Here is a 23,266-nt window from a genome sequence, read left to right as displayed (position 1 = left end):
GTCTCTACCGGAATGAAAAAACGGTGCGCGAGCTCGTGGCCCGCGCACCGTCGTCGCTTTTCGTCGCGTCCCGCTTACAGGCGTTCGATGATGCCCGCGGCGCCCATGCCGGTGCCGACGCACATCGTGACCATCCCGTACTTCAGGTTGCGGCGGCGCAGGCCGTGCACGACGGTCGCCGCGCGGATCGCGCCGGTCGCGCCGAGCGGGTGGCCCAGTGCGATCGCGCCGCCCATCGGGTTGACCTTGGACGGATCGAGGCCGAGATCGCGCATCACCGCCAGCGATTGTGCGGCGAACGCTTCGTTCAGCTCGATCCAGTCGAGATCGTCCTGCTTCAGGCCGGCGGCCTTCAGCGCGGCCGGAATCGCTTCCTTCGGGCCGATCCCCATGATTTCCGGCGGCACGCCGCGCACCGCGAAGCTCACGAAGCGCGCGAGCGGCGTCAGGTTGAATTCCTTCAGCACCTTCTCCGACACGACGAGCAGCGCGCCCGCGCCGTCGGACGTCTGCGAGCTGTTGCCGGCCGTGACCGAGCCCTTGTTCGCGAACACCGTGCGCAGCTTCGCGAGGCCTTCGAGCGACGTATCCGCGCGCGGACCTTCGTCGAGCTTGATCTCGCGCGTCTTCACGTCGACTTCGCCGGTCGCGAGGTTCGGGAAACGCTCGGTGATCGTGTACGCAGCGATTTCGTCGCCGAATTCGCCGGCCTGCTGCGCGGCGAGCGCCTTGCGGTGCGATTCGACCGAGAACGCGTCCTGGTCGTCGCGGCTCACCTTCCACTGCTCGGCGACGCGCTCGGCCGTCAGCCCCATCCCGTACGCAATGCCGAAGTCTTCGCTGCGATCGAAGATGTGCGGCGACATCGACGGCTTGTTGCCCATCATCGGCACCATGCTCATCGATTCGCAGCCGCCCGCGAAGATCGCGTCCGATTCGCCGACGCGGATGCGGTCGGCCGCCATCGCGAGCGCGGTGATGCCCGACGCGCAGAAACGGTTGACCGTCACGCCGCCGACCGTCTGCGGCAGGCCCGCGAGCAGCGCGCCCATGCGCGCGACGTTCAGGCCCTGCTCGGCTTCCGGAATCGCGCAGCCGATGATCGCGTCCTCGATCACCTTCGTGTCGAGACCCGGCACCTGCGCGACCGCCGACTTGATCGCGTGAACCAGCAGCTCGTCGGGGCGCGTGTTCTTGAAGACACCGCGCGGGGCCTTGCCGATCGGGGTGCGGCTGGCGGCGACGATGTATGCGTCTTGCAATTGTTTGCTCATTTCAGACTCCTTGTCTGCTCGCTCAGTTACGCACCGGCTTGCCGGTCTGCAACATGCCCATGATCCGTTCCTGCGTCTTCTGCGTGCCGAGCAGCTCGACGAACGCGCGGCGCTCCAGCGCCAGCAGCCATTCTTCGTCGACGAGGCTGCCGGCTTCGACGTCGCCGCCGCACACGGCTTCGGCGATGCGGCTTGCGATCAGGTAGTCGTGGTCGCTGATGAAGCGGCCGTCACGCATGTTGACGAGCGATGCCTTGATCGTCGCGATCGCCGAGCGGCCCGCGACCGGCACGTCCTTCGCGCGCAGCGGCGCGCGGTAGCCGGTATCGGCCAGCGCACGCGCTTCCTTCTTCGCGGTGTCGAGCAGTTCGAACACGTTGAAGACGATCGTGTCGGACGGCTTCACGTAGCCCATCGCACGTGCGTCGTGCGCGGACGCCGACACCTTCGCCATCGCCGCGTTCTCGAACGACTTCGTGACGAACTTCAGGATGTCGGTGGTCGCGTTCGCGGCCGTCGCGGCGTCCGCCGCACGCAGCGCCGCTTCCTTCAGGCCGCCGCCGGCCGGCACGAGGCCGACGCCCACTTCGACGAGACCGATGTAGCTCTCGACGTGCACGACACGCTTCGCGCTGTGCAGCATCAGCTCGCACCCGCCGCCGAGCGCGATGCCCGACACGGCCGCGACGACCGGCACGTTCGCGTACTTCACGCGCAGCATGCCTTCCTGGAACTTCTTCACGAACGGCTCGATGCCCTTCGCGCCGCCCATCATGAACGCGGGCATCGCCTCTTCGAGGTTCGCGCCGGCCGAGAACGGGCCGCCCGGCGTGCCGAGCTTCAGCGACGTCGGCTGCCAGATCACCACGCCCTTGTAGTCCTTCTCCGCGAGTTCGATCGCCTGCACGAGGCCGTCGATCACGCTCGGTCCGATCGTGTTCATCTTCGACTTGAACGACACGATCACGACGTCGTCTTCACCGGCACGATCGTCGACCCACGCACGCACCGCGTCGGTCTCGAACAGCGTCTTGCCGTACGTCTTCGGATCGGCGCCGGTTTCGCCGATGAGCGGCGCGCGGAACACCTGCTTGCCGTACACGGCCAGGTCCGAACGCGGCACGAAGCGCTTCGATGCCGGCGCCCACGAGCCTTCGGCCGTGTGCACGCCGCCCTTCTCGGCGACCGGGCCTTCGAGCACCCACGACGGCAGCGGCACGTTCGCGAGCGCCTTGCCGGCCGCGATGTCTTCCTGCACCCACTCGGCGACCTGCTTCCAGCCGGCGGCCTGCCAGCCTTCGAACGGGCCTTCGTTCCAGCCGAAACCCCAGCGGATCGCGAGGTCCACGTCGCGCGCGTTGTCGGCGATCGACTCCAGATGCACGCCGATGTAGTGGAACACGTCGCGGAAAATCGACCACAGGAACTGCGCGTGCGGATGATCCGTCTCGCGCAGCAGCTTCAGGCGTTCTGCCGGCGGGCGCTTCAGGATGCGACCGACCGTTTCGTCCGCCTTCGCACCGGAATCGACGTAGGCGCCCGTCTTCGCGTCGAGCACCTTGATCGCCTTGCCTTCCTTCTTGTAGAACCCGCCGCCCGTCTTCTGGCCGAGCGCGCCCTGCTTCACCAGTTCGGCCAGCACGGCGGGCGTCTGGTAGACCGGGAAGAACGGATCGTCGGCGAGGTTGTCCTGCATCGTCTTGATCACGTGCGCCATCGTGTCGAGGCCGACCACGTCCGCGGTGCGGAACGTCGCCGACTTCGCGCGGCCGAGGCGGCTGCCCGTCAGGTCGTCGACTTCGTCGAAGCGCAGGCCGAACTTCGCGGCCTCGGTGATCACCGCGAGGATCGAGAAGATGCCGACGCGGTTCGCGATGAAGTTCGGCGTGTCCTTCGCGCGCACGACGCCCTTGCCGACGACGCTCGTCAAGAAGGTTTCAAGCTGGTCGAGGATTTCGGCACGCGTATGCGCGGTCGGGATCAGCTCGACGAGGTGCATGTAGCGCGGCGGGTTGAAGAAGTGCACGCCGCAGAAGCGCGACTTCAGCTCGTCCGAGAATCCTTCGGACAGCTTCGTGATCGACAGCCCCGACGTGTTGGTCGCGAAGATCGCGTGCGAAGCGATGTGCGGTGCGACCTTCTTGTACAGGTCGTGCTTCCAGTCCATCCGCTCGGCGATCGCCTCGATCACGACGTCGCATTCGGCGAGCTTCGCGATGTCGTCTTCGTAGTTCGCCGCTTCGAGGTACTTCGCATCGTCCTTCACGCCGAACGGCGCGGGCGACAGCTTCTTCAGGTTCTCGATCGCCTTCAGCGCGATCGCGTTTTTCGGGCCTTCCTTGGCCGGCAGGTCGAACAGCAGCACCGGCACGCGCGCGTTGACGAGGTGCGCGGCGATCTGCGCGCCCATCACGCCGGCGCCCAGCACGGCGACCTTGCGAATCAGGAAATTGCTCACGGGATGTCTCCGGATAGTGTCGTGCAGCGCGGAATGTGAGGGCTGCACGGCGAAGTGAGTACCAGGAACCGTTGCGTTCGGGCGGCGCGGCGCGCGGCGCGCACCGCCCGGTCTCGCGTCAGAACAGCGATTCGTCGACTTCCATCAGCGTCTTCGAACCGGCGCGCGCGGCGCGGATCGTCGATGCCGTTTCGGGCAGCAGACGCGCGAAGTAGAAGCGGGCGGTGGCGAGCTTCGACTTGTAGAAAGGATCGCCCGACGCTTCCTTGTCGAGTGCGAGGCGCGCCATGCGCGCCCAGAAGTACGAGAACACCAGATGGCCGACGGTGCGCAGGTACGGCACGGCGGCAGCGCCGACTTCGTCCGGGTTCTGCATTGCCTTCATGCCGATTTCCATCGTCAGCTTCTGCACCTTTTCACCGATGTCGGCGAGCGGGTTGATGAACTCGGCCATTTCGGGCTTCACGCCTTCGGCTTCCGCGAATTCGGTCACGAGCTTGCCGAACTTCTTCAGCTTCGCGCCCATGTCGCCGAGCACCTTGCGGCCCAGCAGGTCCAGCGACTGGATCGAGTTCGTGCCTTCGTAGATCATGTTGATCCGTGCGTCGCGCACGTACTGCTCCATGCCCCACTCGGAGATGAAGCCGTGGCCGCCGTAGATCTGCATCGCGTGGTTCGTGCACTCGAACGCGTTGTCGGTCAGGAACGCCTTGATGATCGGCGTGAGCAGCGCGACGAGGTCGGCCGCTTCCTTGCGCACGGCTTCGTCGGCGTGCGACAGTTCCTTGTCGATCTGCAGCGCGGACCAGTACGTGAATGCACGCGCGCCTTCCGCGTAAGCCTTCTGCGTGAGCAGCATGCGGCGCACGTCCGGGTGCACGATGATCGGGTCGGCCGGCTTGTCCGGTGCCTTCGGGCCCGTCAGCGAGCGCATCTGCAGGCGCTCCTTCGCGTACGTCAGCGAGTTCTGGTACGCGACTTCCGTGAGGCCGAGGCCCTGCATGCCGACGCCGAGGCGCGCGGCATTCATCATCACGAACATCGCGTTCAAGCCCTTGTTCGGCTCGCCGACCATCCAGCCCTTCGCGCCGTCGAGGTTCATCACGCACGTCGAGTTGCCGTGGATGCCCATCTTGTGCTCGATCGAGCCGCACTTGATGCCGTTGCGCTCGCCCGGCTCGCCCGACGCGTCCGGAATGAACTTCGGCACGATGAACAGCGAGATCCCCTTCGTGCCCTGCGGCGCGTCCGGCAGGCGCGCGAGCACGAGGTGGACGATGTTCTTCGACATGTCGTGCTCACCGCTCGAGATGAAGATCTTCGTGCCGCTGATCGAGTACGAGCCGTCGCCGTTCGGTTCGGCCTTGGTGCGCAGGATGCCGAGGTCGGTGCCGCAGTGCGGCTCGGTCAGGCACATCGTGCCCGTCCATTCGCCCGACACGAGCTTCGGCAGGTATTGCTGCTGCAGTTCCGGCGCGCCGTGCGCGTGCAGGCATTCATACGCGCCGTGCGACAGGCCCGGATACATCGTCCATGCCTGGTTCGCCGAGTTCAGCATTTCGTAGAGCGCGTTGTTCACGAACGCGGGCAGGCCCTGGCCGCCGTAGTCCGGATCGCAGCCGAGCGCCGGCCAGCCGGCCTCGACGTACTGCTGGTAGGCTTCCTTGAAGCCGGTCGGTGTCTTCACGACGCCGTCGCCTTCATACGTGCAGCCTTCGCGGTCACCGACCTGGTTCAGCGGGAACAGTACCTCGGAGCAGAACTTGCCCGCTTCCTCGAGGACCTGGTTGATCGTGTCGGCGTCGAGGTCCGCATGCTTGGGCATTTGCTTGACTTCGGCTTCGACGTTCAGAAGCTCGTGCAACACGAATTGCATGTCGCGCAGCGGCGCGGCGTACTGTCCCATGACTCTCTCCAAAGGTGGGCAACGGCTCGAGCTCGTGGCGGGCGGGTCACGCGCCGCTAACGGCTCTCGCTCTGATACGAAACAATCGTCTTTTCCAGCGCGGCCCACGTGAGGCGCACGGCGTCCGGAGAATGCAGGAAGCGTGCGTCGTGATGCAGGCCGAGCGTGAAGCTGTACAACTCGAAGAGCATCAGTTCCGGATCCGTATCCGCGCGCAGATGCCCTTCTTCCATCGCCTGCGAAATGGCGCGCAGCAACGCGGCACGCCAGGCGGTCACGCTCGCGATCAACTGCTCGCGCACGGGGCTGTCCGGCCGGTCGTCGTACTCCACTGCGCCGCTGATGTAGATGCACCCGGTCGTCACCTCCTGGATGCGCTTCTCGATCCAGCGCGCCAGCATCGCCCGAAGACGCGGCAGACCGCGCGACTCGCGCAGGCTCGGAAAGAACACCTCGTTTTCGAAACGATGGTGGTACTCGCGGACGACCTCGACCTGCAGGTCTTCGCGCGATCCGAAGTGCGCGAACACGCCGCTCTTGCTCATCTGCATGCGCTCGGCCAGCAGGCCGATCGTCAGCCCCTCCAGCCCGTCACGGCTGGCGAGGTCCAAAGCAGCTTCGAGTATCGCGGCACGCGTCTGTTCGCCTTTTCGCATAGCTATTTCTGTAACCGTTCGGGGGTTCGAATAAAATCGAACGGCCGTACTATTATTGAGTGCAGCCGCTCGCGAAACAAGGAAATTATTAGAAACCGGTGTCTAACCGAGCCGCTATTTTGCGCGATTCCGGCGGGACCGGAGCGGCTTTTCCGCACGAACGTGCGGACAGATTTTTTGAAGCGAATACTTAGTCTGCGTCAGTCGTAACCGCCGACCGTCAGCGCCTTCATCACGAGGCGGTACGTGTTGTACGCAAGCCAGTTCAGCAGCCGCTCGACGCGCGGGCGCGCCGCGTAGTGCGCGGCGTCGATCTCCCGGCCTTCGGCGAACGCGGTGGCGATCGCGTCGCGCAACTGGTTCGTCACTGCATCGTAGCGCACCAGCACGACGTTCGCTTCATTGTTCAGCATCAGGCTCAGCGCGTCCAGATTCGACGAACCGACCGTCGCCCAGTTGTCGTCGATCACGGCGACCTTGCCGTGCAGGATCGTCTTGTCATATTCGGCGACGCGCACGCCCGCGCGCAACAGCGAGTGATACAGGAACGGTACGGCCGTATCGAGCGCCGTGAACTCCTTGCGGCCGATCAGCACCTGCACGTCCACGCCGCGCCGTGCCGCCCCCGTCAGCGCGCGGCGGAGCTTGCGGCCCGGCATGAAATACGGATTCGCGAGCAGGATCCGCTGGCGCGCCTGGCCGATCGCCGCGAGATAGGCCTTCTCGATCGCGCGGCGGTTCACGACGTTGTCGCGCGCGACGAATGCAACGCTCGGCTCGGTCACGACCCGCAGCGCGCCGGCCTTGATCCATCGGTGGCTGCGCATCCAGCGCCGGAACATCTCCGGGAACGCTTCGCCGCCATGCAGCCCGGCCGCGTACTGCGCATACGGCTTGTGGCCGAACCGGATCCGGTGCCACTGCAGCTCGAACGCGGCGCGCACGTCGGACACCGCCGGCCCCGCCATCTCGACCGCGAAATCCCAGCGCGGGAACGGCAGCGTCGCGCTGCCCTGCGTGTAGTCGTCGACGATGTTGATGCCGCCGCAGAACGCGACCGCGTGATCGATCACCGCGAGCTTGCGGTGCGTGCGCGAGAAGCCGAAGCGGCCGAACAGGAAGCGGTTGTAGATGCAGTGCTCGACGCCGGCCCCTGCCCATGTGTCGAACAGCGGCAGGCGGGCGGTGCCGATGCCGTCGGTGATCACGCGCACGCGCACGCCGCGCTGCGTCGCGCGGATCAGCGCGTCCGACACCGGGCGGCCGGCCGCATCGTCGCAGAAGATGTAGGTTTCGAGCATCACCTGCTCGCGCGCCGCATCGATCCGTTCGATCAGCGCCTGGAAGAATTCCGCGCCGGTTTCGCACAGCCGCACGGTATTGCCGGCCGTAAACGCGAGCCGCGACGCGGAGCCGCGCTCCTGCAGGAACATCTGCCGCAATTGCGCGAAGCGCTTGCGGGTCTCCGCATTCATGCGGACGAGCCGTGCGGCGCACGCGCGAGGGCCACGCGCGCGGGCAATTGCAGGATCGCCTCGGCGTTCGATGGCGAGAAGCAGCGCGCGGCCGCCTCGCGGAACGGCAGCCAAGCATGGTCGACGTGCTCGCGCGGCGACAGCGTCACGTCGACGCGATGCGGCACGCACAGGCCGAACCAGTGCTCGACGTTGCGCGTGACGCCCGGCGCATAGCGGTGCAGGTATTGCGGATAGATCGTGTATTCGATCCGGTGATGCCAGTCGACGAGCGCGGTGGCCGGCACGGCCGGCGTGCCGACCGCGATGCCGGTTTCCTCGGCCACCTCGCGCGCGGCGGTGAGCGCGAGCGGCTCGTCGAGCGCGTCCTTCGAGCCGGTGACCGATTGCCAGAAATCGGGCTGGTCGGCACGCTTGATCACGAGCACATCGAGATCGGGCGTGTAGATCACGACGAGAACGGATTCGGGGATTTTCGGCGGCTTCGTCATCTTTGTTTCATGCGGCGCAGGGCCGTGCGCGGGGCCTGTGCCCGAACGTGCGGCAAGTGCTGCGACTGTACCGCAAAAAATGAAAAAGGCGCATCGCTGCGCCTTTTTCATGGGCGTCGTGTGGGCGTGACCGCGCGCACACGACCTGCGAGAAGCGCGTTACGCCTTCGGCTGCTCCGGCTGACGCAGACGGATGTGCAGCTCGCGCAGCTGACGTTCGTCGACCGGGCTCGGCGCCTGCGTGAGCAGATCCTGCGCGCGCTGCGTCTTCGGGAACGCGATCACGTCGCGGATCGAATCGGCGCCGGCCATCATCGTGACGATGCGGTCGAGACCGAATGCGATACCGCCGTGCGGCGGCGCGCCGTACTGCAGCGCGTCCAGCAGGAAGCCGAACTTCAGTTGCGCCTCTTCCGCGCCGATCTTCAGCGCGCGGAACACCTTGCTCTGCACTTCCTCGCGGTGGATACGCACCGAGCCGCCGCCGATTTCCCAGCCGTTCAGCACCATGTCGTACGCCTTCGCGAGGCAGCGGCCCGGGTCGGTCTCGAGGTACTCGAGGTGCTCGTCCTTCGGGCTCGTGAACGGATGGTGCGCGGCGACGTAGCGCGCGTCTTCGTCGTCGTATTCGAACATCGGGAAGTCGACGACCCACAGCGGCTTCCAGCCGGCCTGGACGAGGCCGTTCGCCTTGCCGAATTCCGAATGGCCGATCTTCAGGCGCAGCGCGCCGAGGCTGTCGTTGACGACCTTCGCGCGATCGGCCGCGAAGAAGATGATGTCGCCGTCTTCAGCGCCGGTGCGCTCGAGGATCGCCGCGATCGATGCGTCGTGCAGGTTCTTCACGATCGGGCTTTGCAGGCCGTCGCGGCCCTTCGCCTTCTCGTTGACCTTGATCCAGGCGAGGCCCTTCGCGCCGTAGATGCGCACGAATTCCGTGTAGCCGTCGATGTCGCCGCGCGACAGCTCGCCGCCCTTCGGCACGCGCAGCGCCGCGACCCGGCCGTCCTTCGCGTTGGCCGGCGTGCTGAACACCTTGAAATCGACGTCCTTCATCGCGTCGGTCAGCTCGGTGAATTCGAGCTGCACGCGCAGGTCCGGCTTGTCCGAACCGAAACGCGCCATCGCTTCCGAGTACGGCATCACCGGGAATTTCGCGTCGAGTTCGACGTCGATCGTCGTCTTGAAGATGTGACGGATCATGTCTTCGAACAGGTCGCGGATTTCCTGCTCGCCGAGGAACGACGTTTCGCAGTCGATCTGCGTGAATTCCGGCTGACGGTCGGCGCGCAGATCCTCGTCGCGGAAGCACTTGGTGATCTGGTAGTAACGGTCGAAGTTCGCGACCATCAGCAGCTGCTTGAACAGCTGCGGCGACTGCGGCAGCGCGAAGAACTGGCCCGCGTTCACGCGCGACGGCACGAGGTAGTCGCGCGCGCCTTCCGGCGTGCTCTTCGTCAGCATCGGCGTTTCGATGTCGATGAAGCCCTGCTCGTCGAGATACTTGCGCGCCTCGATCGCGACGCGGTAGCGCAGGCGCAGGTTGTGCTGCATCTGCGGGCGGCGCAGGTCGAGCACGCGGTGCGTGAGGCGCGTCGTTTCCGACAGGTTGTCGTCGTCGAGCTGGAACGGCGGCGTGACCGACGCGTTCAGCACGTTCAGTTCGTGGCACAGCACTTCGATCTTGCCGCTCTTCAGGCCGGCGTTGACCGTGCCTTCCGGACGGTTGCGCACGAGGCCCTTGATCTGCACGCAGAACTCGTTGCGCACGCCTTCGGCGGTCGCGAACATTTCCGCGCGATCCGGGTCGCACACCACCTGCACGAGGCCTTCACGATCGCGCAGGTCGATGAAGATCACACCGCCGTGATCGCGGCGGCGCTGCACCCAGCCGCACAGCGACACGGTTTGGCCCAGCAGGTGTTCGGTCACGAGACCGCAGTATTCAGTACGCATCGACATGATGTTTGCTTTCGTTCGGTTTGATCAACGGGCGCCGCAACGCGCGGCCCGGGCGATGATTCTTTACTTACAGCGGCGGCTCGACGGGACGGCGGGCGGGCGCCGGAGCCGGCGCCGAAGGCGCCACGACGCCCATCGAGACGATGTACTTGAGCGCGGCATCGACCGACATGTCGAGTTCGATGACTTCACTCTTCGGCAGCATCAGGAAGAAGCCCGACGTCGGGTTCGGCGTCGTGGGCACGTACACGCTCACGTACTCTTCCGTCAGATGGTTGACCACGTCGCCGCCGGGCGTGCCGGTCAGAAACGCGATCGTATACGAGCCGCGGCGCGGGTATTCGATCAGCAGCGCCTTGCGGAACGCATTGCCGCTGCTCGACAGCAGCGTGTCCGACACCTGCTTGACGCTCGTGTAGATCGGCCCGACGACCGGGATGTGACGCACGACCGCGTTCCACCACGTGACGAGCTTCTGGCCGATGAAGTTCTGCGTGGCCAGCCCGACGACGAAGATGAACGCGAGCGTCAGCACCGCGCCGATCCCCGGCAGATGGAAGCCGAGCATCCGCTCGGGCTGCCACGATTCGGGCAGCAGGAGCAGCGTCTGGTCCATCGTGCCGATGATGAGGCCGAGCACCCACAGCGTGATCGCGAGCGGGACGAGAACCAGCAAGCCGGTCAGGAACACCGTTTTCAGGGTCGTCTTTTTCATCATCTGCCGTCAATGAACCGCGCCGGAAGCGCGGGTTGGTCGCGACCCGGCCGGGCCGCGACGGTCAACTGCCGGCGGCGGGCGTCGCGGCCGGAGCCGGCGCGGCGCTCGTCGCCGTGGTGCTGCCCGAACTGCTCGCCGCAGCCGGCGCGGCCGCGGTGGTTGCGGCTTCCGTCGCGGGCGCCGCCGGCGCCGCGTCGCCCGACGCCGTCGCCGGTGCGCTGGCGCCGCCCGAGCCGCCGCGGAAATCGGTGACATACCACCCCGAGCCCTTCAGCTGGAAACCGGCGGCGGTCACCTGTTTGCGAAAAGCATCCTTCCCGCATTCAGGGCATTGCGACAGCGGCGCGTCGCTCATCTTCTGGAGCACGTCCTTCGCGAAACCGCACGCTTCGCATCGATAGGCGTAGATCGGCATGATATTTTTTCCCGCAGAAACTGGAAACGGCTTGCAAAACCTTGAATTATAGCCGAAACCCCGGCGCGCTCCGGCAACGGCCGCGACGCCCGCGCATCAGCGGCGACGCCACGTGAGCCAGCGCTCGTGCCCGTCGAACACGGCCAGCGAATCGGTCACGGGCAAATCCTCGACCAGCTCGAAGTGCGGCGCGAGCAGCGCGTCGAGTTCCGCCCGCTCGATTCCGAACGGCGGCCCCTTCGGCTTCGCCACCACGAAGAAATAGCCGGCCAGCAATCCGCCCGGGGGCAGCAGCTCGGCCATCCGCGCCACATAGCCCGCACGCAGGCTCGGCGGCAACGCGCACAGGAACGCACGCTCGTACACCCACTGCACGTCGAACGGCGGCCGGTACGTGAAGAAATCGGCCTGCTCGACGACGTCCGCGTGCGCGCCGAGCTGCGCCTTCGCCGCGGCGACCGCCTGCGCGGCGAAATCGATCGCACGCACCGGCCAGCCGGCCTGCGCGAGCCAGCCGGCCTCCTGCGCACTGCCGCAGCCGGGAATCAGCACCGCACACGAATCGCGCCGCTGCGCGAATGCGCGAAACCCGTCCGGCACGCCGCCGAATTCCCACGGCGTCACGCCGCGTGCGAAACGCTCGTCCCAGAACGATGCGCTGCCGGGGTCGCGCGTCGCGAAATCGGCGGCGCCCGGCACGGACGGTTGTTTCGGTTCGGACATCGTGCGGCTCCTTTCGATCAAGCGCCGTACGCGAGCGCGAGCAGCACGCGCGCGACGAGCGCCCCGACGCCGACGGCCAGGCCGAAGATCAGCAACGCCTGCAGCAGCCGGTTCGTCCGTTTCTGCTCGACGAGGACCTGACGCATCAGCTCCTCGCTCGCGGCACGCGGCGCGTCGTGGCGCGCGGCCATCGCATGGTGGATGAGGCGCGGTAGTTGCGGCAGCGTCTTGCTCCACTGCGGCGCCTCGACCTTGAACCGCTCGTACCAGCCGCGCAGGCCGATCTGCTCGGTCATCCAGCGCTCGAGATACGGCTTCGCGGTCTTCCACAGGTCGAGTTCGGGGTCGAGCGAACGGCCGAGCCCCTCGACGTTCAGCATCGTCTTCTGCAGCAGCACGAGCTGCGGCTGGATCTCGACATTGAAGCGGCGCGACGTCGAGAACAGACGCATCAGCACCTGGCCGAGCGAAATGTCCTTCAGCGCGCGATCGAAATACGGCTCGCACACCGCGCGGATCGCGCTTTCGAGTTCCTCGACGCGCGTCTCCGGCGGCACCCAGCCCGATTCGAGGTGCAGCGTCGCGACGCGGTGGTAGTCGCGCTTGAAGAACGCGAGGAAGTTCTGCGCGAGGTAGTTCTTGTCGAAATCGGACAGCGCGCCGACGATCCCGAAATCGAGCGCGATATATCGGCCGAACGTGTTCGGGTCGAGGCTCACCTGGATGTTGCCGGGGTGCATGTCCGCATGGAAGAAACCGTCGCGGAACACCTGCGTGAAGAAGATCTCGACGCCTTCGCGCGCGAGCTTCTTGATGTCGACGCCGGCCGAGCGCAGCGTCTCGACCTGGCTGATCGGCACGCCGGTCATGCGCTCCATCACGAGCACCTGCGACGTCGAGAAATCCCAGAACATCTCGGGCACGAGCAGCAGGTCGAGGCCCGCGAAGTTGCGGCGCAGCTGGCTGCCGTTCGCGGCCTCGCGCATCAGGTCGAGCTCGTCGTGCAGGTACTTGTCGAATTCGGCGACGACCTCGCGCGGCTTCAGGCGCCGGCCGTCGGCCCACATGCGCTCGGTCCACGTCGCGATGTCGCGCATCAGCGCGAGGTCGGAATCGATCACCGGCAGCATGTTCGGCCGCAGCACCTTGACGGCGACCGCCTTGCCCGCGTGCACGCCCTGCTTCAGCTTCGCGAAATGCACCTGCGCGATCGATGCGCTCGCGATCGGCTCGCGCTCGAATTCGTCGAACAGTTCGTCGACCGGCGCGCCGAGCGACTTCTCGATGATCGCGATCGCGACGGCCGAATCGAACGGCGGCACCTGGTCCTGCAGCTTCGCGAGTTCGTTCGCGAAATCGACCGACAGCAGGTCGCGGCGCGTCGACAGCACCTGGCCGAACTTCACGAAGATCGGGCCGAGGCTTTCGAGCGCGTGGCGCAGCCGCACGGCGGGCGGATCGGAGTAGCGGCGGCCGATCGTCGTGATCCGCAGCAGCAGCTTCACGCGCCGGTCGTCGATCCGGGACAGCATCACTTCGTCGAGACCAAAGCGGATGACGGTGTAGACAATCTTGATGAAACGGAAAATGCGCATGCCCTGCGGCCCTCAGTGCGCGCCGCGCGGGCCGGAACCCGTGCGCGCGCCGATTTTTTGTTCGAGTCGCTCGACCCGCTTTTCGACCCGCGCGAGCGCATCGCGTGCGCGCGCCAGTTCGGCGTCGAAGCCGCCGAGCGACGCGCGCCGGACGACTTGCGGGTTCTCGTCGAGCCAGTATTCGGCGACGGAGTCGAGCACGTTGCGGCCGGTGCGGCGCGCGCGCGCGCCGGCGTCGCGCACGACCGTCGCGATCCGGTACGCCGCCGCGTCGCCGACCAGCTTCGCGAGATCTTCTTCCGGTTCCCAGCGCAGATGCTCGGCCAGCTTAGCGATCTGCGTCGCGAATTCCGCGTCGCCCTCGATCTTCACGTGCTTCATCACGGCCGCCTGGCCGCCCTGCAGGAACGCGGCGACCGTATCGCCGGCAAGCGCGATCGACACGTCGACCTGTTGCGCATCGTGCGCGTCGACAGCCGACAGATAGCCGTCGGGCTGCACCAGCAGCGTGAGCGTGACGGGAGGCACGTCGATCCGGGCAGTCTTGCCCGCGTAGGGAATCAGGCGGTCGCGCGCCCACGATTCGCGCGCGAGCAGGTGATTGACGGCAGCAGCAAAAGGCTTGGCGGCAAAGGTCATCGGGCTGGGAAAGAAAAACCCGCGCAGGCCGGGCGCCCACGCGGGTTTCTATTGTAACGTCGGATCGATGGCGGACCGTGCCTGACCGTACACGCGGGCGGCAAGCGGTCGCAGGGCGGCGGCCGTCGCCCGGGTGACCGGCGGCACGGGCCGCCGGCCACGCTCAATGCGTGTTGATCTGCTGGATACCCGCGAGCAGCCAGCCCTGACTGCCCGACTTCGACAGGTTCCAGACCTCGTCGAACGGCGCAGCCGACGTATTCGCCGCTTCGCGGATCAGGCCGTGGAAGCGCACGCTCGCCGACTGCTCGATGCCGCGATCCTCGATCGCGACCAGTTCCGCGTCGAGCTGCACGACGTCGGTCTGGTTCGCGTCGTTGCCTCGGGAATCGAGGTCGATCTTGATCTCGGCGAACATTTCGGGCGTCGTGAACTCGCGGATGTCGGCCAGGTTGCCCTGATCCCACGCCGCCTGCAGGCGCACGAAGTAGACCTTCGCGCTGCGCAGGAACGCTTCGGTGTCGAAGCCGGCCGGCACCTGGAGCGGCGCAGCCGCCATCGCGCCTGCCGCGCCGGCGGCCGCCGCGCCGCCGCCGAACACGCCCTGCGCTTCGTTCGCATAGCTGCTGCCGCTGCCCGCGTAGTTACCGCCGGTGTTGCCCTGCTGGAACGACGGGCTTTGCGAATAGCCGCCCGAGGACGACGACGCGCCGCCGACCGAATACGCCGGCTCCTGCGGGCGACGGCGGTTCATGAACTTGCGGACCAGCCAGATGCCGACCATCGCGAGCAACGCGATCACGATGACGTTCGCCATCATGCTCGCGAAGGCGCCGCCGAGACCGAAGTGCGACAGCAGCGCCGCGATGCCGAGACCGGCCGCGAGACCGGCGATCGGCCCGAGCCAGCGCGAGCGGTTGGGCTGCGCGGCCGGCGTGGGCGCGGCCGGGTTCGTACGCTGCGCCTGCGACGGTGCGGCCTGCTGCATCGGCTGCTGCGCGGGCGGCGTGGCCTGGCGCTGCGTGACGGTGGAGCTCTGGCGGCCGATGCTGCGCCCGCCACCCATGCGCTTCGCTTCGGCGTCGAGCGATGCGAACGTGCCGGCCGTGAGCAGGCCGACCATCAGCAGCGTGCCGACCCGTCGAGCCCACGGCTTCGACGGCTTGCTACGGTTGAACAACGAACGCGATTCAGACATCAGCTTCTCCGAATGTAAGACGAATGTAGGGAAAGAACCCCTTAGTACTTGGTCCCTAGGTGTAAAGCTACCACGCCACCTGACAAATTGTAATATTTGACGGCATCGAGGCCCGCTTGTTCCATCATCGTCTTCAGCGTGTCCTGATCGGGGTGCATCCGAATAGATTCAGCAAGATACCGATAACTTTCAGCATCTTTCGCGAACTTGTCGCCAAGCCACGGTAATACTTTGAAAGAATACAGGTCGTACGCTTTTTTCAGCGGATCCCAGACTTTCGAGAATTCCAGCACCATCACGCGGCCGCCGGGCTTCGTCACGCGACGCATTTCGGCGAGCGCGGCATCCTTGTGCGTCATGTTGCGCAACCCGAATGCGACCGTGACCACGTCGAAGTAGTTGTCCGGAAACGGGATTTTCTCGGCATCGCACAGCAGCGACGGCGTCACGACGCCCTTGTCGAGCAGGCGGTCACGGCCGACGCGCAGCATCGATTCGTTGATGTCGGTATGCCAGACCTCGCCCGTCGGCCCGGCCGCCTTCGCGAACGACTTGGTGAGGTCGCCGGTGCCGGCCGCGATGTCGAGCACCTTGAAGCCGGGACGCACGTTCGCCTGCGCGATCGTGAACGCCTTCCACGCGCGGTGCATGCCCGCCGACATCAGGTCGTTCATCAGATCGTAGTTGCTCGCGACCGAATGAAACACGCCCGCCACTTTCTTCGCTTTTTCGTTTTCCTCGACGCTTTCGAAGCCGAAGTGGGTTTTGCTCATCGCGTTGATCCTCAGTAAATGGCAAGACGGCGCCGAGCGGGCGCCGTCGATTTCAGTGGCAGTGGCCGTGCGGCGCTGGGGCCGCCTGCATCGGGGCGTCGCGCTCGATGCCCGCCGCCTTCAGTTTGTCGAAATAATCGCGCCACAGCGCGTCCTGCTGCGTCGCCAGCTCGTACAGCAGGTCCCACGAGTAGATGCCGGTCGAATGGCCGTCGGAGAACGTCGGCTGCAGCGCGTAGTTGCCGACGCCTTCGAGCGCGGTGATCGTCACTTCGCGCTTGCCGGTCTGCAACGTCTCCTGGCCGGGCCCGTGGCCGCGCACCTCGGCCGACGGCGAATAGACGCGCATCAGCTCGAACGGAATCCGGAAGTTCTCGCCGTTCGGGTACTGCAATTCGAGCACGCGCGACACCGCGTGCACGACGACGCCGGACGGAATCGGCGTCGTGGAAGTCAAACCGCTCATGCTTGCCTCGAATCGGTCATGCGTTGAATTTCCTCGCGCACCGCATTGTGCAGCAGCGAGGCCTGCGCCGCGCGCGAGCGCAGCAGCGCCTCGGACACGCTGCGCTGGCGCGGCGCCCACACGGGCTGCGGGAAATGGGCATCGTTGGAAAAGCGCGGAATCACGTGCCAGTGCACGTGCGGCACCATGTTGCCGAGGCTCGCGAGATTCACCTTGTTCGGTTGCATCACGCGGCGCACGGCCCGCTCGACCGCGTAGACCACGCGCATCAAATGTGCCCGCTCGGGCTCGCCGAGATCGGAGAACTCGGCCACGTGCGCACCCCAGATCACCCGGCAGAAACCCGGGTAGTCGTGCTCGCCCGTGGCCAGCACGACGCGCAGCGCATCGTCCTGCCAGAGCACCTCGCCGCCGTCTTCACGGCAAAACACGCATTCCATCGTCGCTCCCATGTGGACGGACGCCGGCACGGCTGCGCCGGCGCCCGCTCAGTCCCGGCCCGGTCGGGCGGTCGTCATGCCCGCATTAGACCAGCACGCGCTCGATCCCGCCATGGTTGGCCCGTGCGACATAATCGGCCATCCAGTTCTCGCCGAGCACCTGACGCGCGATCTCGACCACGATGTAGTCGGCCTCCAGGTTCGCGTCCTCGTTGTAGCGCGACAGCCCCTGCAGGCACGACGGGCAGCTCGTCAGGATCTTCACGTCCGGGCCGTTCGCTCCCGCGGCCGCCGGCGCCGCCGCATCGCCCGCCACCACCGGAATCGCACGCAGCTTCGCCGCCCCCTTGCGGATCTCCTCCTCCTTGCGGAAGCGCACCTGCGTCGACACGTCCGGCCGCGTGACCGCCAGCGTGCCCGACTCGCCGCAGCAGCGATCGTTCTTCTCGATCCTGTAGCCGTCTTTCTCCGCGCCCATCAGCTCGTTGACCAGCTTCACCGGGTCGATCGTCTTGATCGGCGTATGGCACGGGTCGTGATACATGTAGCGCGTGCCCGTCACCCCGTCGAGCTTCATCCCCTTCTCGAGCAGGAACTCGTGGATGTCGATGATCCGGCAGCCCGGGAAGATCTTGTCGAATTCGTACCCCGCGAGCTGGTCGTAGCAGGTGCCGCACGACACCACCACCGTCTTGATGTCCAGGTAGTTCAGCGTGTTCGCGACCCGGTGGAACAGCACGCGGTTGTCCGTCACGATCTTCTCGGCCTTGTCGTACTGCCCCGAGCCGCGCTGCGGATAGCCGCAGCACAGGTAGCCCGGCGGCAGCACCGTCTGCACGCCCGCCTCCCACAGCATCGCCTGCGTCGCCAGCCCCACCTGCGAGAACAGCCGCTCCGAGCCGCAGCCCGGGAAGTAGAACACCGCTTCCGAATCGACCGTCGTCGACTTCGGGTTGCGGATGATCGGCACGATCTTGTTGTCCTCGATGTCCAGCAGCGCCCGCGCCGTCTTCTTCGGCAGGTTGCCCGGCATCTTCTTGTTCACGAAGTGGATCACCTGCTCGACCGCCGGCGGCTTGCCCGTCGTCGCCGGCGGGTGCTGCGTCTGCTTCGTCACGACCTTCTTCAGCATGTCGTTCGCGAAGCGCTGCACCTTGTAGCCCACGCCCATCATCACGCCGCGCGCGAGGTTGATCGTCTGCGGATTGGTCGCGTTCAGGAAGAACATCCCCGCCGCATTGCCGGCGTTGAACTTCTTCTTGCCCATCTTGCGCAACAGGTTGCGCATGTTCATCGTCACGTCGCCGAAGTCGATCTTCACCGGGCACGGCGTCGCGCACTTGTGGCACACCGTGCAGTGGTCGGCCACGTCGTTGAACTCGTCCCAGTGCTTGATCGACACGCCGCGGCGCGTCTGCTCCTCGTACAGGAACGCCTCGACCAGCAGCGACGTCGCCAGGATCTTGTTGCGCGGGCTGTACAGCAGGTTCGCGCGCGGCACGTGCGTCGCGCACACCGGCTTGCACTTGCCGCAGCGCAGGCAGTCCTTCACCGAATCGGCGATCGCGCCGATGTCGGACTGCTGCATGATCAGCGATTCGTAGCCCATCAGCCCGAAGCTCGGCGTGTACGCGTTGCGCAGATCGGCGCCGTCGAGCAGCTTGCCCTTGTTGAAGCGGCCGTTCGGGTCCACGCGCTGCTTGTACGCACGGAATTCGGCGATCTCGTCCTCGGTCAGGAATTCGAGCTTCGTGATGCCGATCCCGTGTTCGCCGGAAATCACGCCGTCGAGCGAGCGCGCCAGCGTCATGATGCGGGCCACCGACGCGTGCGCGTCCTGCAGCATCTCGTAGTTGTCGGAGTTGACCGGGATGTTCGTATGGACGTTCCCGTCGCCCGCGTGCATATGCAGCGCGACGAACACGCGCCCGCGCAGCACGCGCTTGTGGATCGCCTGCGCTTCGTCGAGGATCGGCTTGAACGCGCCGCCGTTGAAGATCGCGCGCAGCTCCGCGCGGATCTCCTGCTTCCACGAAATCCGCACCGTGCGGTCCTGCGTGATGTGGAACACGGTCGCGCCCGGCTGCTCGTCCGCGCGATCGGCGAACTTCTCCGCAAGCGCCTCGTAGCCGAGCTGCACCAGGTAGTGCTGCGCCTCGCGCAGCGGCTGGTCGAGCCGGTCGCGCACGAATTCCCAGCGTGCCCGCACGCGCTTGAGCAGCTCCAGCGCCTGCTGCACGCGGTCTTCCAGCAGTTCGGCGCTCGGGATCTCGTTCGCGTCGTCGGTCTTGCCGAGCGGCAGGTTGCCGCCCTTGAAGAACGCCTCGAGCGCGTCGACCAGCTGCAGCTTGTTCTTCAGCGACAGCTCGATGTTGATCCGCTCGATGCCGTCGGTGTACTCGCCCATCCGGTTCAGCGGGATCACCACGTCCTCGTTGATCTTGAACGCGTTCGTGTGCTTCGCGATCGCCGCCGTGCGGCTGCGGTCGAGCCAGAAGCGCTTGCGCGCCTCCGCGCTGACCGCGACGAAGCCTTCGCCGCTCTTGCCGTTCGCCATCCGGATCACCTCGGACGTCGCATGCGCGACCGCATCCGCATCGTCGCCGACGATGTCGCCGATCAGCACCATCTTCGGGAAGGCATTGCGCTTGCTCTTGGTCGCGTAGCCGACCGCGCGCAGGTAGCGCTCGTCGAGATGCTCGAGGCCCGCGAGGATCGCGCCGCCCTGCTTCGACGTCTCGAACAGGTAGTCCTTGATCTCGACGATGCTCGGGATCGCCTCGCGCGCCTGGCCGAAGAATTCGAGGCACACGGTGCGCGTGTGCGCGGGCATCTTGTGCAGCACCCAGCGCGCGGACGTGATAAGCCCGTCGCAGCCTTCCTTCTGCACGCCCGGCAGGCCGGCGAGGAACTTGTCGGTCACGTCCTTGCCGAGCCCTTCCTTGCGGAACCGGCGGCCCTCGATCTCGAGCATCTCCGTCTTGAGCAGCTTCTCGCCGGGCGCGTACGCGCCGTCGAACCACTTCAGCTCGAAGCGCGCGACCGCGATGTCGTGGATCTTGCCCTGGTTGTGCTCGTGGCGCGTGACTTCGAGCCAGTTGCCGTCCGGGTCGACCATTCGCCACCATGCGAGGTTGTCCAGCGCGGTGCCCCACAGCACGGCCTTCTTGCCACCGGCGTTCATCGCGACGTTGCCGCCGATGCACGACGCGTCGAGCGAAGTCGGATCGACCGCGAACACATAGCCGGCCGCTTCGGCCGCCTCGGTGACGCGGCGCGTGACGACGCCCGCGCCGGAGAAGATCGTCGGCACCTTGTGCGCGACGCCCGGCAGCTCGGTCAGCTCGACCGCGCCGAGCTGTTCGAGCTTCTCGGTGTTGATCACCGCGGAGAACGGCGTGAGCGGCACCGCGCCGCCCGTGTAGCCGGTGCCGCCGCCGCGCGGGATCACGGTCAGGCCGAGCTCGAAGCACGCCTTGATCAGCGCGGCGATCTCGGCTTCGGTGTCCGGCGTCAGCACGACGAACGGATATTCGACGCGCCAGTCGGTCGCATCCGTCACGTGCGACACGCGCGACAGCCCGTCGAAGCGGATGTTGTCCTTCTGCGTGCAGCGGCCGAGCGCCTTGGTCGCGCGGCGGCGCAGCTCGGCCATCTTGTCGAATTCGTCGGCGAATTCGTTGACCGCGCGCTGCGCGGCGCTCTCGAGCATCTCGACGCGCGATGCGCGTTCGCGGCCGGCGTCGTCGTACCATCCGCTCACACTCACCCGACGGCGTCTTGCAATTTCGGACAGCCGATCATGCATCGTGGCGATCAGGAACCGGCGACGCCTTCGGTTATCAAGCAGGTCGTCCTGCAGGTATGGGTTGCGGCGCACGATCCAGATGTCGCCGAGCACTTCGCAGAGCATCCGCGCCGAGCGGCCTGTGCGGCGCTCGGCGCGCAGTTCGTCGAGCACCGCCCACGCCGCCTCGCCGAGCAGGCGGATCACGATCTCTCGATCGGAAAACGACGTGTAGTTATACGGAATATTGCGCGACGGCTCATGTAATCCTGCTATTGCCCGAACACACTCTAACAATTGTACGGTTGGTAGTCGGGCATTCATTGGCGTTTATGGAATGAATGATGAAGCGATCGAGAACCACGCTCGGGAAAGCGGAATCGTATTCGGCAACCGGCAGGGAAACTAAACGGAAACGACTGTCCGGATCAAATCGAATGCGCCTTTCAGCATCATCGCCGTGGCGATACCGACCAACGGAGGCGCAAGCACGCCGGTCACGCACAGCAAGACACGGCCCGGGACCGGCAAACCCGGTCGCTTCCATGCGATATAAAGTGCTGCCGGCGGCAGAAAGAGAATCGACAAAATATAGGCTTTGTACGTAAACCCATGACGTGCGACAAATGCCTTGACCTTTTCCTTGAAAGACATTCCCGAACTCTCCTAGATCAATCCCAGACGGCTAACCTTCGCCACCGCTTGCGCTCTATTCGACACACGCAGCTTTTCATAGACGTTCGTCAGATGAAACTTGACCGTTCTTTCCGACATGGAAAGTATCCGGCCGATTTCCCAGGCAGTCTTGCCTTCGACTACCCATTTGATTACATCGGATTCCTTTCTCGTGAACTGAATCCTGTTCGAGCTTTCGCAAGCATCCGGCTGGAGACCGGCTGCGCACAGGTCCACGCCCTCCCGGTTCTGCCGCGCAATCTTCTGGGTCAACGCTGCATGCAAATGCATGGCGATGAGACTGACGAGCAACGCCGAATGCAACGTCATGTCTTCGCACTTCAGTTGCAGCACAGTCCGAATGGCCGTCGAATCACCGGGTGGAGCGCCGATGCAAGCGACCATACCCCGCCCCCGCATGTACGACGCGACATCGTTGACCTGCGCATCGCGTTGTGGCACTTCCCCGTCGAGATCGCGCCAGCGGAACGTATGATCCTGACGATCGGACAATGCGAAGCAACTCAGATATCGATCGATATCGATTCCGGGACCAAACAGAGTCACGCCTCGCCGGATTCCGGCGTCGCTCGCAGCCCCATAGCGATATATCAGCCCGTGAGAAGCCGGATCGCCGCTGCCGCCGTGCAAAATCAAACACTTGTCGAACGGAATCACGCGTCCGATTTTTTCCGCGAGTTGATCGATCCCCTCGGTCAAACCGTTGGGACGAAGAATCTCGCCAATGATGCGAGAAAAGGTCTCCAATTTTCCGGGCCCTTATGAAAAGACAAGATTCGTATTCGTTGACATGCTCTGGCATCCGAATATCTGCCAAAGCTTCAAGGCCTTACCGGACGGGCAATCCAACGCTGCTTGTTTTCTACGTGCGAACACTGCGACAGTATCTGATGGCAACGTCTAGGCAGCCATCGTTCGCGAACCATGTTTTGATAACCAGTACTCACGAGGAATGCAAACCAATTACACAAGACCATTAACATCTGAATTATTTACTTTGCCAATGGCTGAAACAGTTCACTATACGGGCCACCTGTCTAGATTCCGCTCTCTAAACTTGAAGTTGCGCAAGTATATCGGAGGACAGAAGACAGCAACATTACTTTTCGAAAAAAATATGTAATGAACCTTTCTTTGATATTACAGCAGGAAATTGCGATTTAATTGCACTAAAACGATTCGATTTTGCAGAATATTTCAACAATCGGCCAAAGTGCGGCATCTTGTCACAACTAAGATCGCGGAACAGCATAAAACTTTACAAATAGACCGACGTGAATTTCACGCCCTCGTATAATGCGACAAATTATTTACATTGCTCGCATGTACGCCAATCAATTACCGTTTCGATAATTCAGTAAATGCGGCCAGTCAAATCATGCTTTCCAGATGCAGTTATATCTGTCGCGCTCTTGCGACCATCGATCGGCCGAATTAGGAAAATTTACTGACGACGCAACTTTCCGCCGACGCATCTTGTCGGCATACGATTAGCGCAGTCATGAGCGATGACCGTCACGGCTTGTGCATTCCCAAGAGCGGAATACGCCGTATGAGGCGGTCACAACCACCATGTCGCGTACCGGGTACGGTA

General features: G+C 65.0%; 19 protein-coding genes. All 19 read right to left on the bottom strand.

The features are described 5' to 3' along the window. Positions 1–74: 74 nt before the first annotated feature. Positions 75–1,274, bottom strand: coding sequence for an acetyl-CoA C-acyltransferase (locus A9Z05_RS19915; protein ID WP_006477849.1), 1,200 nt, complete (start codon positions 1,272–1,274; stop codon positions 75–77). 22 nt (positions 1,275–1,296) lie between these two features. After that, positions 1,297–3,732: a 3-hydroxyacyl-CoA dehydrogenase/enoyl-CoA hydratase family protein gene (locus tag A9Z05_RS19910; protein WP_069619597.1), complete on the bottom strand. Its 2,436-nt coding sequence runs from the start codon at positions 3,730–3,732 to the stop codon at positions 1,297–1,299. A gap of 118 nt (positions 3,733–3,850) precedes the next feature. After that, positions 3,851–5,638, bottom strand: coding sequence for an acyl-CoA dehydrogenase C-terminal domain-containing protein (locus A9Z05_RS19905; protein WP_069619596.1), 1,788 nt, complete (start codon positions 5,636–5,638; stop codon positions 3,851–3,853). Positions 5,639–5,694: 56 nt separating this feature from the next. After that, positions 5,695–6,294, bottom strand: coding sequence for a TetR/AcrR family transcriptional regulator (locus tag A9Z05_RS19900; protein WP_006477846.1), 600 nt, complete (start codon positions 6,292–6,294; stop codon positions 5,695–5,697). 200 nt (positions 6,295–6,494) lie between these two features. Then, complete coding sequence (gene clsB, locus A9Z05_RS19895; RefSeq protein WP_069619595.1) at positions 6,495–7,769, bottom strand: cardiolipin synthase ClsB; 1,275 nt, start codon at positions 7,767–7,769, stop codon at positions 6,495–6,497. Next, entirely contained in the window at positions 7,766–8,260 is a 495-nt protein-coding gene (nudB, locus tag A9Z05_RS19890) for a dihydroneopterin triphosphate diphosphatase (RefSeq protein ID WP_069619594.1), read from the bottom strand. The genes clsB and nudB overlap by 4 nt, the downstream gene beginning before the upstream one ends. Before the next feature lie 159 nt (positions 8,261–8,419). Then, positions 8,420–10,222, bottom strand: coding sequence for an aspartate--tRNA ligase (gene aspS / locus A9Z05_RS19885; protein ID WP_006477843.1), 1,803 nt, complete (start codon positions 10,220–10,222; stop codon positions 8,420–8,422). Positions 10,223–10,289: 67 nt separating this feature from the next. Continuing rightward, a complete protein-coding gene (locus A9Z05_RS19880; RefSeq protein WP_006477842.1) occupies positions 10,290–10,940 on the bottom strand; it encodes a DUF502 domain-containing protein in 651 nt (216 codons plus the stop codon). A gap of 61 nt (positions 10,941–11,001) precedes the next feature. Continuing rightward, positions 11,002–11,355, bottom strand: coding sequence for an FmdB family zinc ribbon protein (locus A9Z05_RS19875; RefSeq protein ID WP_069619593.1), 354 nt, complete (start codon positions 11,353–11,355; stop codon positions 11,002–11,004). A gap of 96 nt (positions 11,356–11,451) precedes the next feature. After that, a complete protein-coding gene (locus tag A9Z05_RS19870; RefSeq protein WP_069619592.1) occupies positions 11,452–12,078 on the bottom strand; it encodes a methyltransferase domain-containing protein in 627 nt (208 codons plus the stop codon). Between the two features lie 17 nt (positions 12,079–12,095). Next, positions 12,096–13,673, bottom strand: a complete 1,578-nt coding sequence (ubiB, locus tag A9Z05_RS19865; protein WP_050014696.1) for a ubiquinone biosynthesis regulatory protein kinase UbiB — start codon at positions 13,671–13,673, stop codon at positions 12,096–12,098. A gap of 12 nt (positions 13,674–13,685) precedes the next feature. Continuing rightward, the gene (locus tag A9Z05_RS19860) at positions 13,686–14,312 is read right to left on the bottom strand and encodes an SCP2 domain-containing protein (RefSeq protein WP_006487883.1); all 627 of its coding nucleotides are present in this window, start codon (positions 14,310–14,312) and stop codon (positions 13,686–13,688) included. A gap of 163 nt (positions 14,313–14,475) precedes the next feature. Continuing rightward, positions 14,476–15,510 (bottom strand): Tim44 domain-containing protein, encoded by a 1,035-nt coding sequence (locus A9Z05_RS19855; RefSeq protein WP_069619591.1) that lies wholly within the window; start codon positions 15,508–15,510, stop codon positions 14,476–14,478. Positions 15,511–15,551: 41 nt separating this feature from the next. Further along, positions 15,552–16,283 carry a bifunctional demethylmenaquinone methyltransferase/2-methoxy-6-polyprenyl-1,4-benzoquinol methylase UbiE gene (gene ubiE, locus A9Z05_RS19850; RefSeq protein WP_006477837.1) on the bottom strand — a complete coding sequence of 244 codons (732 nt, stop codon included), beginning with the start codon at positions 16,281–16,283 and terminating at the stop codon, positions 15,552–15,554. Between the two features lie 52 nt (positions 16,284–16,335). Next, entirely contained in the window at positions 16,336–16,749 is a 414-nt protein-coding gene (locus tag A9Z05_RS19845) for a gamma-butyrobetaine hydroxylase-like domain-containing protein (RefSeq protein ID WP_069619590.1), read from the bottom strand. Then, positions 16,746–17,189 carry an HIT family protein gene (locus A9Z05_RS19840; RefSeq protein WP_011546191.1) on the bottom strand — a complete coding sequence of 148 codons (444 nt, stop codon included), beginning with the start codon at positions 17,187–17,189 and terminating at the stop codon, positions 16,746–16,748. Before A9Z05_RS19840 ends, A9Z05_RS19845 begins: the two co-directional genes overlap by 4 nt. Before the next feature lie 85 nt (positions 17,190–17,274). Then, a complete protein-coding gene (locus A9Z05_RS19835) occupies positions 17,275–21,300 on the bottom strand; it encodes a DUF3683 domain-containing protein (protein ID WP_069619589.1) in 4,026 nt (1,341 codons plus the stop codon). Positions 21,301–21,381: 81 nt separating this feature from the next. Further along, positions 21,382–21,630, bottom strand: a complete 249-nt coding sequence (locus A9Z05_RS19830; RefSeq protein WP_069619588.1) for a hypothetical protein — start codon at positions 21,628–21,630, stop codon at positions 21,382–21,384. A gap of 12 nt (positions 21,631–21,642) precedes the next feature. Next, the gene (locus A9Z05_RS19825; RefSeq protein ID WP_256122037.1) at positions 21,643–22,419 is read right to left on the bottom strand and encodes a LuxR C-terminal-related transcriptional regulator; all 777 of its coding nucleotides are present in this window, start codon (positions 22,417–22,419) and stop codon (positions 21,643–21,645) included. Between the last annotated feature and the right edge of the window lie 847 nt (positions 22,420–23,266).

Origin of the sequence: Burkholderia sp. A2, assembly GCF_001729305.1 — a bacterium.
Classification (GTDB): Bacteria; Pseudomonadota; Gammaproteobacteria; order Burkholderiales; family Burkholderiaceae; genus Burkholderia; species Burkholderia sola.
The sequence above is the reverse complement of the archived record's forward strand: the minus strand, read 5'-3'. Positions and strand labels throughout refer to the sequence as shown.

What these genes read in the sequence shown, in the direction of transcription:
- A9Z05_RS19915 (WP_006477849.1), bottom strand. Translation starts at nt 1,274, where the DNA reads ATGAGCAAACAATTGCAAGACGCATACATCGTCGCCGCCAGCCGCACC.
- A9Z05_RS19905 (WP_069619596.1), bottom strand. Translation starts at nt 5,638, where the DNA reads ATGGGACAGTACGCCGCGCCGCTGCGCGACATGCAATTCGTGTTGCAC.
- A9Z05_RS19900 (WP_006477846.1), bottom strand. Translation starts at nt 6,294, where the DNA reads ATGCGAAAAGGCGAACAGACGCGTGCCGCGATACTCGAAGCTGCTTTG.
- clsB (WP_069619595.1), bottom strand. Translation starts at nt 7,769, where the DNA reads ATGAATGCGGAGACCCGCAAGCGCTTCGCGCAATTGCGGCAGATGTTC.
- nudB (WP_069619594.1), bottom strand. Translation starts at nt 8,260, where the DNA reads ATGACGAAGCCGCCGAAAATCCCCGAATCCGTTCTCGTCGTGATCTAC.
- aspS (WP_006477843.1), bottom strand. Translation starts at nt 10,222, where the DNA reads ATGTCGATGCGTACTGAATACTGCGGTCTCGTGACCGAACACCTGCTG.
- A9Z05_RS19880 (WP_006477842.1), bottom strand. Translation starts at nt 10,940, where the DNA reads ATGATGAAAAAGACGACCCTGAAAACGGTGTTCCTGACCGGCTTGCTG.
- A9Z05_RS19875 (WP_069619593.1), bottom strand. Translation starts at nt 11,355, where the DNA reads ATGCCGATCTACGCCTATCGATGCGAAGCGTGCGGTTTCGCGAAGGAC.
- A9Z05_RS19870 (WP_069619592.1), bottom strand. Translation starts at nt 12,078, where the DNA reads ATGTCCGAACCGAAACAACCGTCCGTGCCGGGCGCCGCCGATTTCGCG.
- ubiB (WP_050014696.1), bottom strand. Translation starts at nt 13,673, where the DNA reads ATGCGCATTTTCCGTTTCATCAAGATTGTCTACACCGTCATCCGCTTT.
- A9Z05_RS19860 (WP_006487883.1), bottom strand. Translation starts at nt 14,312, where the DNA reads ATGACCTTTGCCGCCAAGCCTTTTGCTGCTGCCGTCAATCACCTGCTC.
- A9Z05_RS19855 (WP_069619591.1), bottom strand. Translation starts at nt 15,510, where the DNA reads ATGTCTGAATCGCGTTCGTTGTTCAACCGTAGCAAGCCGTCGAAGCCG.
- ubiE (WP_006477837.1), bottom strand. Translation starts at nt 16,283, where the DNA reads ATGAGCAAAACCCACTTCGGCTTCGAAAGCGTCGAGGAAAACGAAAAA.
- A9Z05_RS19845 (WP_069619590.1), bottom strand. Translation starts at nt 16,749, where the DNA reads ATGAGCGGTTTGACTTCCACGACGCCGATTCCGTCCGGCGTCGTCGTG.
- A9Z05_RS19840 (WP_011546191.1), bottom strand. Translation starts at nt 17,189, where the DNA reads ATGGAATGCGTGTTTTGCCGTGAAGACGGCGGCGAGGTGCTCTGGCAG.
- A9Z05_RS19835 (WP_069619589.1), bottom strand. Translation starts at nt 21,300, where the DNA reads ATGAATGCCCGACTACCAACCGTACAATTGTTAGAGTGTGTTCGGGCA.
- A9Z05_RS19830 (WP_069619588.1), bottom strand. Translation starts at nt 21,630, where the DNA reads ATGTCTTTCAAGGAAAAGGTCAAGGCATTTGTCGCACGTCATGGGTTT.